Origin of the sequence: Mesorhizobium caraganae, from assembly GCF_016836705.1 — a bacterium.
GTDB classification, from domain to species: Bacteria; Pseudomonadota; Alphaproteobacteria; order Rhizobiales; family Rhizobiaceae; genus Mesorhizobium; species Mesorhizobium caraganae.
In genome coordinates this window covers 24,196-35,988 of record NZ_JAFCGY010000045.1, presented here as the reverse complement: position 1 = coordinate 35,988, position 11,793 = coordinate 24,196, and the positions used below count along the sequence as shown (strand labels likewise).

Genomic DNA, 11,793 nt, shown 5'->3' with positions numbered 1-11,793 from the left:
GTATGAAAGGGGGCGAAAATAAACGTCCTGCCTTACCGGCTACTGCTGTTCAGCAGCGCTGCCGGTGATCATCAGGTGGGGGAGTTTCAAGTGACCATACCCGGGGGATTTTGACCGACCCACGGGGCCGAGCGTGCCGCCCGCCGGGAGGCGCAAGCACTCGCCGCCCGCGCGCAAGCCGTGAACTCGCACTCGGATGCGCTGATCGCCCGGCTCAGGCTGGAGATCGAGAAGCTGAAGCGCGAGATCCATGGCAGCCGCTCGGAGCGCAAGGCGCGGCTTCTCGAACAGATGGAGTTGCAGCTTGAGGAGCTGGAAGCCGACGCCAGCCAGGACGAATTGGCGGCGGAACTGACGGCACGCTCCTCGACGGTCAGGGCGTTCGAGCGCAAGCGACCGTCGCGCAAGCCTTTCCCCGAACATCTGCCGCGTGAGCGCGTGGTCATAGCCGCGCCGGCGAACTGCCCGTGTTGCGGTTCGGGCAAGCTGGCCAAGCTTGGCGAGGACGTTACCGAGACGCTGGAGGTGATCCCGCGCCAGTGGAAGGTGATCCAGACCGTGCGCGAGAAGCTTGCCGCGAATGCGAGAAGATCTCGCAGCCGCCGGCGCCCTTCCATGTGACGCCGCGCGGCTTTGCCGGGCCGAACCTTTTGGCGATGATCCTGTTCGAGAAGTTCGCCCAGCACCAGCCGCTGAACCGGCAAAGCGAGCGCTATGCCCGCGAGGGCATCGACCTCAGCCTCTCCACACTGGCTGATCAGGTCGGAGCTTGTGCCGCAGCGCTGAAGCCGGTGCATGCGCTGATCGAGACGCATGTGCTTGCCGCCGAGCGGCTGCATGGAGACGACACCACAGTGCCGATTTTGGCCCGCGGCAAGACCGATACGGGCCGCATCTGGACCTACGTCAGGGATGACCGGCCGTTCGGCGGACGATCGCCGCCAGCGGCGCTCTACTATGCTTCGCGCGATCGGCGGCAGGAACATCCCGAGCGCCATCTGAAGACCTTTAGCGGCATTCTGCAGGCGGACGCCTATAGCGGCTACAATCCGCTCTTCAAGGCAGATCGTGGCCCCGGCCCGCTGACCCAGGCGCTGTGCTGGGCGCATGCGCGCCGCAAGTTCTTCGTGCTCGCCGACATCGTCACCAACGCCAGGCGCGGCAGGGACGCCGCGCCGATCTCGCCGATCGCGTTCGAGGCGGTCAAACGCATTGACGCGCTGTTTGATATCGAGCGCGACATCAACGGGCTTGCCGCCGACGAACGTCTGCAACGACGCCGGCAAGAAAGCCGTCTTCTCGCCACCGAACTTGAGGCCTGGATGCGGGCAGAGCGGGCAAGACTGTCGCGCAGCTCTCCGGTCGCCGAGCCAATCGACTATATGCTGAAGCGCTGGGAAGGGTTCACGACCTTCCTCGGCGATGGCCGGATTTGCCTCACCAACAACGCCGCCGAACGCGCGCTGCGTGGTTTTGCTCTCGGCAGAAAAGCTTGGTTGTTTGCAGGCTCCGATCGCGGTGCCGATCGGGCCGCCTTCATGGCGACGCTGATCACCACCGCCAAGCTCAACAACGTCGATCCGCAGGCCTGGCTGGCCGATGTTCTCTCCCGCATCGCCGACACGCCGCAGAACCGGCTCGGTGAGCTGCTGCCATGGAACTGGCGGCCCGCTCGGGCGCTCATGGCGTCGGCCGCGTAAACAGCGCGCGAAACAGTTCCTCCGACCGCCGAAGACCCTCGTCCGTCAACACCAAGGATTTTGCCTTGTTGACCGGGTCGGCGATCAGTCCCTTCCGGTGAAGTCGATCCGTCACGTCCCAGTCAAAGCCCTTCCAGGCGCACCGTTCATTGTGCAGGGTCACCCAAAGCAGTGCCAGGACCGCATCATCGATCTTGTCGGTGTCGATCTCCATCGCTGCAGCTTAACACAGACCGCACCCCGCCGCGGCCCAGACCGGATGGATACAATCCAGCCAGCATCCTGAATTATTAATCGGACCCCAGGGGGATCCGATCCGATTCAGTCAACGGTGAACCGCTTATCTTATGAGTTTCGTCGTTTCGAGGCAAAGGTGGGTTGCCGCCTGCGGGTCTTCACCGGCCGGCGGCGACGGGAGGGGTAAGATCGATGAACCGCACAGTAGGCGACAGACCCGCGAAACTCGCTATAACCGCCATCATGAGAAACCTCGTTGTTCTCGCAAACGCGCTCATCAGGGACGACCGGAAATGGTTGCCATCCCTTCCTTGACCAAGACGGATACTCTAACGCCAGATCTGCCTGTCACCAGGGTCTGGCAGTTCCATCGGCTTGCCCTCCGCGTGCCGCGCCTTCGGTGCTAGGCTTGGAGCTCAGACACACTTTCCATTGTTCGACTGAGGATGGATATGGCCTCGTCCAGAATCTCGTTCGAAGTTGTGAGCGGCACAAGGAAGCGGATCACATTGTGAAAGCGTCCTGCCGAGGCCAGCAGCAGGCCGTTTTGAGCGGCTTCCTGGATGATTCTCGTGGTGACATCTGTCGCTGGCTCGCGGCTGACGCTATCCGTAACCAATTCTATGCCAATCATTGCGCCGAGCCTACGGATCTCGCCGATCTCGGCATGGTTGCTTCTAATTCGGAGGCGCTCAAATCCCGCTTGCAGGCGCGCACCAATTTCTTCTGCCCGAGCGAGCAATCCTTCGTGCTCAAGAACGTCTAACACTGCCAGCGCGGCTGCGCATGCCAATGGATTACCGGCGTAAGTGCCCCCCAGCCCCCCGCGGTGGACCGAGTCCATAATTTCCGCCCTGCCGATCACGGCTCCAAGTGGCAGCCCGCCCGCAAGGCTCTTGGCGGCAGCTATCAAATCCGGCTGAACGTCGAAATTTTCTATTGCGAAAAGTCTGCCCGTCCGTCCGAAACCCGACTGGACCTCATCAGCGACCAACACTATGCCGTGAGTGTCGCAGATCTGTCTAACAGCTTTAAGGAATTCAGGGGACGCCGGCAGGAAACCACCTTCGCCCTGGACCGGCTCAATGACAATTGCGGCAACTTCTGAAGCAGTGAGTTCAATTTCAAATAGAGCATGGAGGGCCGACAGGGCGTCCTGCGTACTGATTCCGCGATATGCGTATGGGAACGGAACACGATAAATCTCTCCCGGAAACGGACCAAAACCCTCTTTGTAAGGGTTCACCTGAGCCGTCATTCCGAGGGTTAGCAGCGTTCGGCCATGAAAGCTTCCGCTAAAGACAATAATACCGCGGCGACCCGTGTAGTAACGAGCAATCTTAACCGCGTTCTCGACTGCTTCGGCGCCCGTTGTAACGAGCAGAGTCTTGGCCGGGGTCATCGGCGCAAGAGCATTGAGTCGCTCGGCCAGGGCAACGTAGCCTTCATAAGGGGCAGTTCCAAAAAAGGTGTGAGTGAAGCGATTCAACTGATCGCGAATTGCTGCAACGATTCTAGGATGCGAATGACCAACGGCGAGGGCACCCATTCCACCCACGAAGTCGATGTAGCGTCGCCCGTCAACGTCCCAAAGCTCTGCGTTAAGAGCTCTATCAGCGAAAATTGGGAATGCGCACGCTACACCACCGGGAACCGCCGCTATGCGCCTGCTCTCGAGTTCGCGGTTGGTAATGCTCATATCTTGTTCCTCTATCAATGGGCAAATCTCTTGGCTGTGGCCCTATTGTATTCGCCAGCTTTTGGATTTGCTGACTAGCGGCGCGTGATCAAAGGGTTGGTGACAATTAGCACGTGTCGAAGGCTTGCAGCCGATGCAAAAAAGTCGCCTACCAATTGACTTTTATTCGAGTGCCCATCCCGAGGTGGATTGGTACGGATGTTATCAACTTGGACCGCTCCTGCCGACGTAAGCGGCCCGTTCAGTGTTGAGCGTCTGGGTGATTGCCAATGCCTGGCCGTAGATGGAACAAGATAATGTCTACAAGCATCACCTTCGATCGCCACAGTTTCAGCAGGCTCAAGAACGAGGTCGCGATCGACATTGATAGGTGGGGAGTTCCCCACATCAAGGCGCAAAACCTGCACGACTTATTTTTCGCCCAGGGTTGGAATGCAGCCCGAGACCGCCTCTGGCAGATCGATATCGCGCGCAAACGAGGTCTCGGTCTCCTGTCACGGGACTTTGGTCCCGGCTATCTGGAGCAAGACAGGGCAGCGCGTCACTTTCTATTTCGCGGAGCCATGAGTACAGAATGGACGGCATACGGTCCTGAGTCCGAGGAAATATGCTCCGCGTTCGTAGATGGTATAAATTCCTATGTCGACAGCTGCAATGACGGATTGATTGCGTTGCCACCCGAGTTCATCCTCCTCGGCCACAGGCCTGACCATTGGAAACCGGAAGACGTCGTCAGGGTGAGAACGCATTCACTTACCCGGAACGCGATTTCGGAGCTTCTACGTTGTAAGGTGATGGCCTTGGCGGGCGTGGAGCAAGGCACTCGCCTAGACAGGCTGAGGCAAGAATTGTCACCCGCGATAGCGCCACGACTAGCGCAAGGCTTTGACCCGGCCGTTCTGAGTGATCGAGTGCTGCGTGATTTTCGCCTGGCAATCAGTCCAGTATCATTCTCAAGGGAACGACTTGCAGCCAGTCTTCACGAAGCTGGGCTCTGGACCAGCGTGACAGCGTCTGACGAGATTGTACGGACGGCGTTCGAAGAGGGCTCAAACAACTGGGCTATATCCGCGGGAAAAACAACAACTGGACGCCCGATACTGGCGATAGATCCGCATCGGAAGCATGTCCTGCCGTCGATCAGATATATTGTACACCTGAGTATGCCTGGCCTCAATGTCATCGGGGCCGGGGAGCCGTTGGTGCCAGGAATTTCGATGGGCCATAACGGCACGGCCGCTTTTGGTCTGACTATTTTTGGCGCTGATCAGGAAGATATCTACGTCTACGATCTGAAGCCCGGTGAGGGAAATAAATACTCCTATGAAGGAGCCTGGGAACAGGTAGTGACCGTTAAAGAGAGTATCCCGGTTCGTGGCCACAAGAACCACGAGGTCGCACTTCGATTTACGCGCCATGGCCCTATTCTTTACCAGAATGCTGAAGACAACCGCGCTTTCGCCTTACGAACTGTGTGGATGGATTCCGGCATGGCTCCTTACATGGCCAGCTTGGCGGTTATGCGCGCGAAGTCCCATGCAGAGTACGTTTCCGCCCTAGCATCCTGGGGTTGCCCCTCTGTCAATCACATCTACGCGGACACTTCCAATACAATCGCGTGGAAACCCTCAGGTGCGTCCCCGGTTCGAAGAAATTGGGACGGCCTGCTTCCGGTTCCCGGAGATGGCCAATTTGAATGGGAAGGGTATTTGTCGCCGGACGAAGGACCGTCCGAGACAAACCCAGTGAAAGGTTTCGTTGCTACTGCTAATGCAATGAATGTGCCGGAAGAGTGGAGTAGAGCCCATCCAGCTTTTGGTTACGAGTGGTCGGACAGTAGCCGACACGATACGCTTCATTCAAGCCTTTCGAGGTCAGAACCGATCTCTATTCAAGACTGTATGTCGCTGCAGTGTTCGGTTTATTCGCCAATCGCAACTCGTATTCTTGCGCGGTTAGGAGTTCTTCTCCACTCCAAGTCGGAGCCAGCGCTTCAATTGCTTTGTGATTGGGATGGGCATTTGGATGCGAGTTCCGCGGCTGCGGCTTTTTTCGAGATCTGGCTTAGCAAGCATCTTGGTCCGACAATTGCTCGATTGGAGGGCGCCGACGATCAAATATTGGCACTACTCGTACCGTTAGAGCCTTCAGCCATAGCTTCTTGGCTCGAACAGGTGCACCCGGATGAAAGCCTGGCTGACTCAATTAAGGCAACCCTTGCTTCTGCCTGGGCCGAATGCATGGCAATCATGGGGCATGACCCTGCGGAATGGTCATGGGGGAGCATTCATAGGCTCGAATTACGCCACCCTCTACAGGAATTAACGGCTGAAGAATGGTCTTTGGGGCCAATCGCCCTTGGCGGTAGTGGCTCGACTTTGAATTATTCGACTTATCGGCAGGACGAGTTCTCCGTTACTACAGGACCGTCGGTGCGGATGATTATTGATGTTGGATCTTGGGACAACAGTGTATTTATTAACAATCCTGGCCAGTCGGGTGTGCCGCTTTCGAACCATTATCGAGATCTGGCCTCAGACTGGCACCGAGGAGAATATAAACCGTTGCTGTATTCAGAACATCTGATCCAGAGAGAGGTTGACCATCGGATCGTTCTGTCGCCTATTTCGGAAGAAAGCGGAGGGATGGGGATTCACGAGCGGGTGATCTTGTGATTCAAGATGCTCGCTGGGCGGAGGGCCGGCATCTGATGCTAAGAACCTATTCAAACGTCTTCGTGAGCGGGTTGCGGCGACGGTTGCCGCTGGTCGGACGTGCCGGGAAACGGCTGTTTTGTTCGGGGTCAGCGTAGCGAGTGTTGTGAAGTGGTCGCAGCGCCATCAGTCGAGCGAAAGTGCCTCGGCGCGCCGCATGGGACGCCAAGCCGGCCGAGATTGGAACCTCATCGTGGTGGCTGCCGGATCGGGTTGCCTCGCCGTCGCATGTGAGCGTGCGAGCCTTGTGGGCGGAGCTTTCCGAGCGCGGCATCTCGGCATCCCCCTTCGGTGTGGCGTGTGCTGAAGGAGGCCGGGTTCAGCTTCAAAAAACGCTGTTCGCCAGCGAGCAGGACAGGCCGTCGATTGCGCGACGACGGGCGCAGTGGAGAAAGTACCAGGGCAGGCTTGATCCACGGCGCCTGGTGTTCATTGACGAAAGCCAGCAAAAGGCGACGCCCAGCGCTTCCTCTTCCTTCGAGAGCACTGTAGAGCGCACATCCTTCGGACCAATCGGTGTGTCGGTGACGAAGTCGCGCTTCTTTCACTTCGTCACCGTCTTGGGGTTTATGCCGTAGCGTTCGCTCAACTCCTAGATCGAAGCTTTCGATCACTGTATCGCAGCTCAGACCGCGTGAGTGGTCGTGGCGCTCCCGTGAAGTATCTGTCCCGTAGTGTGTGCTTATCGATGGCTGCATCAATGCTACCATCACACCGTGGGACTAAACATCTATGGAGCCTCATGTAAGTGCGAGTCTGCTGATGTGCTTTTTAATTTTAGACTGCCGTGCGGCCGACGCCAATATTGATGCAGCCAGATTGGCAGTTCATGGCCTCGAGGTCGGAATTCGGATAGGCCCGTTCACGGCTTCTACCTGCCCACCTGGCGGCAAGGGCGCTGAACGCGCAAGCGGCATGTCCGTCGATGCTCAAACAGATCACAGCACGAATGGAAAAAAAATCGCCCGCCGGTTGATTTTAATTCGACTGCCCAAAGTCGTCCCTTTCTGTAACCTGTGCCCCGCGTGCAGAACATTCCAGCGCAGAGTCCAACTCTTTCACACGTCTTTGGTGCCAAAAGCGGTGCTTTTTGTGTGCTGGTGTAAAACTGCGGGCGGTAACTAATTTGGGGAGGTTCAAATGGGGTATTTTACTAGGCATGGCAAACCTATGCCTAAGGTCTTCGACAGTCTCGCCGAGGAAGCAAAAAAGGACGGGATGGACCGGCGCGAGTTCCTGGCGCTCGCTTCCGTCTTCGGTGCGTCGACAGCCATGGCGTACTCGATGCTGGATGCAATACCGCCGGCGCATGCCGAAGAAGTGCCTAAGAAAGGTGGAACTCTGCGAATTGCTACGCAGGTTTATGGTCCGAAGGATCCGCGCGTAAATGACTATCCAGGAGTGGCTAACGTCTACCGGCAATTCCTCGAGCCACTAGTCAAGTATACCAACGAATACACCTTTGAACCAAGGCTTCTTGAAAGTTGGGACACGAATGACGACGCGACGGAATATCTCCTGCGCCTGCGGAAGGGCGTCAAGTGGAACAACGGGGACGACTTCACTGCCGATGACGTAGTGTTCAACCTGCTGCGCTGGTGTGAAAGGGACGTGCCTGGGAACTCAATGGCTGCGCGCATGGCTACGCTCGTTGATGAAAAGACGGGCAAAGCACTAGAAGGCGCTATTTCAAAAGTCGACGACCACACGATTAAACTCAAGCTGCCAAAACCCGATATTACGATCATTCCGGGGTTTGCCGATTATCCCGCGCTGATCGTTCACCGTGACTACGAAAAGAACGGGTCGGACCTCGTTGCCCATCCGGTAGGCACGGGACCGTTTGAACTGGTGTCATGGGACGTGAGCCAAAAGGCAGTCGTGAAGCGTCGAACAAACGGAAGCTGGTGGGGCGGCGAAGCCTACTTGGACGAAGTGCAATTCATTGACTATGGCAGCGATCCGTCCGCGCTTCTGAGCGCTTTCGAATCAGGAGAGGTAGATGCGAACGAAGGGACGGATACTAGTTTTGTTAAAATCTTAGATAAAATTGGCCTGGTGAAGTCTGAGGCGAAGACGGCCACTACTATAGTGTGCCGCGCCCACGTCACTACTAAACCGTACGACGACCAGCGGGTGCGCAATGCACTGCAGTTAGCGGTCGACAATAATGCTGTGCTGCAGATTGCCTACAATGGTTATGGCATCGTTGCTGCAAATTATCATGTAGCCCCCTTACATCCCGAGTTTTACCCGGTTCCGGAAAAGAAACGGGATGTTGAGGCTGCCAGGCGGCTTATGACCGAAGCTGGTCAGATGGACTTCGAGCACGACATCATCAGCAGCGACACAGAATGGCTTAAGGGCACGGCCGATGCGATCGCTGCGCAGTTGCGCGAGGCCGGGTTCAAGGTGAAGCGTACGGTTATTCCCGAGTCCAGTTTCTGGAACGGGTGGTTGAAGTATCCACTTTCCGTAACAAATTGGAACATGCGGCCGTTGGGTGTGCAGACTTTGGTGCTTGCCTATCGCAGTGGCGCAGCCTGGAATGAGACGGCGTGGTTAAATCCGGAATTCGATAAGAAACTCGACGCGGCGTTGACGGTGCCAGATCCACAGAAGCGCAGGGCGCTCATGCAGGATGTTGAAACGATCCTGCAGGATTCCGGTGTGATTATTCAGCCTTATTGGGTTGCGGCGTTCCATCACTCCACCAAACAGGTGAAGAACTACTACATGCATCCGGTAGGGGAGACAGAACTCAGTAAGGTCTGGCTCGACCCGAGTGCGTGAATTTGGCCACCTGCTGGAGGCTCAAGTTATGACGACGCAATCTCCGCTTACATCCGTTCAGAATAGGCCGCATCTCTGCTAGACCCCCGCATTAGCGGCCATTCTGGCATCGAAGAGACTGGGAAGGCTGGAGCATTTATGGTACAATGTGAACTGCAGGCACCTCTCGGCAACGTGACAGAGGGCGTGCTTGAATTCGACGGACAGCGGTACCTCGACGGTCGGGCGTCGGATCCAAGTGTACTCGGGTGGATGCGCGGTGTGCCGCCGCCTGCAGACAAGCGTATCACGTTCGACGCCGGCACTGTCTTCGCTTTTCCGCAGACCCGCTGGTCGTTGTCGCATATGCGCGAGCTTCGGCCGACCATCAATGTGTGGCGCGGACAGGACGGGCCATCACTGCTTGAGCGCAGCGACATGTCCTCTGACATCGACCCAATCACCTTCGCCGATACGGATGGTCGAACCCGACGCTTTGACGAGGCGCTATTTGACACCTACGCGGACGGTATCGTGGTTCTGCATCGGGGTCGCATCGTCTACGAGCGCTATTTCGGCGCGCTCGAGCCGCACCTGCCACATTCGTGCCAATCGATCACGAAGTCGTACACAGGAACGCTGACCGCGGCGTTCGTGCAGGAAGGCGTGCTCGACCAGTTGAAGATGATCCCCCATTACCTGCCAGAATTGCGAGGAACCGGGTGGGAGGATGCCACTCTTCGCCAAGTAATGGATATGCAGACTAGCTTGGAATATGTACAGGACGTCACAAAGATAGACGAGTCATATACGTGCGACTTTCTGCGCACGGTGCGTAAGCAAGGCGCGCACGGCGAGTTCGCATACAAGAACGTTAACACGAACGTCATGGCCTGGGTCATGGCGCGCGTAACGGGCCGCTCATTCGCGCAGCTGTTGCACGAGCGCCTGTGGGCGCCGCTCGGCTGCGAGGAGGACGGCTACATCGAGATCGACCCGACGACCGGCGCGCCGAGGGCCGCTAGTGGCCTCAACACGACCCTGCGCGATCTCGCGCGCTTCGGCGAGATGATCCGATGCGAAGGAACGTGGAACGCAAAGCAGCTCGTTCCGGCGTCTGTCGTGCACGACCTGCAAGAGGGCGACCGCTTCTCCAGGCCCCAACTGCCCTTCGGCTACACGTACCGCAGTCAATGGTGGATTTCGCACAACGAGCTTGATGCTCTCGAAGGTCTCGGCCTCTACGGTCAGAGCCTGTATATCGCGCCAAAGGCGGAGATGGTAGTCGCGATCTTCGCGTCACACCCCGCGTCCGCCCACATTGACCGAATTAGGGCGCCACAGATGCTGGCACTGGGGCGGATGCTGCGCGCGTAACTCCATCAATTGGGTGTCAACCTCGAGGTTATTTTTCCCGGCGCGCGGGTATTTGCATAGATCGGAAGTGAACTGTCGATCCTCCAACGAATAAAGTGCAGTGAGGCTCGCCGCGGCATCATCAGGTCGCGGAAGATTCAGCCTAACGCCTTTAGCCTACTCGGAGCAGTCGATACGAGGAGTTGACCTTCGATTCGTCTTAACCCCGCATGAAACTGCAAAACACGGGGTCCATAATTGGGGAAGAAGCCATGCTGAGTTTCGTCTTGCGCCGTTTCGGTGTCATGACCCTGACCATGTTGAGTCTGACGGTGATCGTTTTCTACATGGTTAATCTCGAGCCAAATCTGCGCAAGCTGGCGCTCAACCAAATCGAAATGCGCTCGTCAGATGAACAAATAGAAAGCTGGCTGGCCAGGGAAGGTTACCGGCAGAATTTCTTCGTGCGCTACGGGCAGTGGCTGGGCGTCGTGCAGAAGCAGCCGACACTCGATCCTGCGACCGGTAAGGCGGTTCCGCGCTTTAGCTACTGCGGCGAGCCGGCCGAACCCTTCTACGGCGGCATATTGCAGGGCGACTTTGGCTGCTCGACCAAGTTCAGGACCGCCGTTTCCGCAAAACTTTTCTCGGCGCTGGTGGCCACCGGTAAGCTGATGTTCTGGGTGATGGCGACAGTGGTGCCTATCTCGCTCCTGATCGGCATTCTTGCCGGCATGCGCGAGGGCTCGCGAACGGACAGGACGCTTTCTGTCATCTCGATCGCGACGACAGCGACTCCGGAATACGTCTCAGGCGTCATCTTCACCGTCATCTTCGCCTCATGGCTCGGATGGTTGAACGGCTCGGCGGCGTCGGCGACGGCGCAAGGCCTAACCTTCTACAACTTCAGCCTGCCGGTGATGACGATGGCTATTTACGATATCGGATACATCGCCCGCATGACGCGCGCCTCGATGGTCGAAGTGATGACGCAGCAATACATCCGCACTGCGCGACTGAAGGGTTTGTCCTTCTCCCACGTAGTCATCAAGCACGCGCTGCGCAACGCGCTGATCACCCCTTTCACGGTGATCATGCTGCAAGTCCCGTGGCTGCTTACGGGCGTGGTAATCGTCGAGACAATGTTCCGCTACCAGGGTTTCGGCTTCACTTTGAACGAGGCAGCGGGCAACAACGACATCGACCTCTTGCTAGGCTGCTCGCTGGTATCGGTGGTCGTCGTGCTGGTCACGCAGCTGATCTCCGATATCGGCTACGCCTATCTCAATCCGCGTATTCGCGTTCAATAGGGGAG

Annotated in this window: 6 protein-coding genes and 2 pseudogenes; 5 read left to right on the top strand and 3 right to left on the bottom strand. The window is 57.4% G+C overall.

Translation table 11 applies throughout. The features are described from left to right. Positions 1 to 126: 126 nt before the first annotated feature. Positions 127 to 1,700 (top strand): annotated as a pseudogene (gene tnpC / locus JQK88_RS33040) (IS66 family transposase); the annotation flags it as partial. Here tnpC and JQK88_RS33035 read toward each other — a convergent pair. Together JQK88_RS33035 and gabT are read right to left on the bottom strand one after the other, a co-directional pair. Next, on the bottom strand, positions 1,681 to 1,914 hold the full coding sequence (locus tag JQK88_RS33035; RefSeq protein WP_203280750.1) for a DUF6429 family protein: 234 nt from the start codon (positions 1,912 to 1,914) through the stop codon (positions 1,681 to 1,683). The pseudogene tnpC and the gene JQK88_RS33035 sit on opposite strands and share 20 nt — an antisense overlap. Before the next feature lie 426 nt (positions 1,915 to 2,340). After that, positions 2,341 to 3,636 (bottom strand): 4-aminobutyrate--2-oxoglutarate transaminase, encoded by a 1,296-nt coding sequence (gene gabT / locus JQK88_RS33030; RefSeq protein ID WP_203280749.1) that lies wholly within the window; start codon positions 3,634 to 3,636, stop codon positions 2,341 to 2,343. A gap of 296 nt (positions 3,637 to 3,932) precedes the next feature. Here gabT and JQK88_RS33025 point away from each other — a divergent pair, with 296 nt between their 5' ends. Beyond that, positions 3,933 to 6,311, top strand: coding sequence for a penicillin acylase family protein (locus JQK88_RS33025; RefSeq protein WP_203280748.1), 2,379 nt, complete (start codon positions 3,933 to 3,935; stop codon positions 6,309 to 6,311). Between the two features lie 487 nt (positions 6,312 to 6,798). On the opposite strand, the pseudogene JQK88_RS36635 reads toward JQK88_RS33025, so the two are convergent. Further along, positions 6,799 to 6,969 (bottom strand): annotated as a pseudogene (locus JQK88_RS36635) (IS481 family transposase); the annotation flags it as partial. A gap of 521 nt (positions 6,970 to 7,490) precedes the next feature. Between JQK88_RS36635 and JQK88_RS33015 the strand changes: the two are divergent. From JQK88_RS33015 to JQK88_RS33005, 3 genes are all read left to right on the top strand, one after another. Continuing rightward, entirely contained in the window at positions 7,491 to 9,143 is a 1,653-nt protein-coding gene (locus JQK88_RS33015; protein ID WP_203280746.1) for an ABC transporter substrate-binding protein, read from the top strand. A 186-nt stretch (positions 9,144 to 9,329) separates the two neighbouring features. Further along, positions 9,330 to 10,499: a serine hydrolase domain-containing protein gene (locus JQK88_RS33010; RefSeq protein ID WP_312037380.1), complete on the top strand. Its 1,170-nt coding sequence runs from the start codon at positions 9,330 to 9,332 to the stop codon at positions 10,497 to 10,499. Between the two features lie 251 nt (positions 10,500 to 10,750). Continuing rightward, positions 10,751 to 11,788, top strand: coding sequence for an ABC transporter permease (locus JQK88_RS33005; RefSeq protein WP_203280744.1), 1,038 nt, complete (start codon positions 10,751 to 10,753; stop codon positions 11,786 to 11,788). Positions 11,789 to 11,793 lie beyond the last annotated feature (5 nt).

What these genes read in the sequence shown, in the direction of transcription:
- JQK88_RS33035 (WP_203280750.1), bottom strand. Translation starts at nt 1,914, where the DNA reads ATGGAGATCGACACCGACAAGATCGATGATGCGGTCCTGGCACTGCTT.
- gabT (WP_203280749.1), bottom strand. Translation starts at nt 3,636, where the DNA reads ATGAGCATTACCAACCGCGAACTCGAGAGCAGGCGCATAGCGGCGGTT.
- JQK88_RS33025 (WP_203280748.1), top strand. Translation starts at nt 3,933, where the DNA reads ATGTCTACAAGCATCACCTTCGATCGCCACAGTTTCAGCAGGCTCAAG.
- JQK88_RS33015 (WP_203280746.1), top strand. Translation starts at nt 7,491, where the DNA reads ATGGGGTATTTTACTAGGCATGGCAAACCTATGCCTAAGGTCTTCGAC.
- JQK88_RS33005 (WP_203280744.1), top strand. Translation starts at nt 10,751, where the DNA reads ATGCTGAGTTTCGTCTTGCGCCGTTTCGGTGTCATGACCCTGACCATG.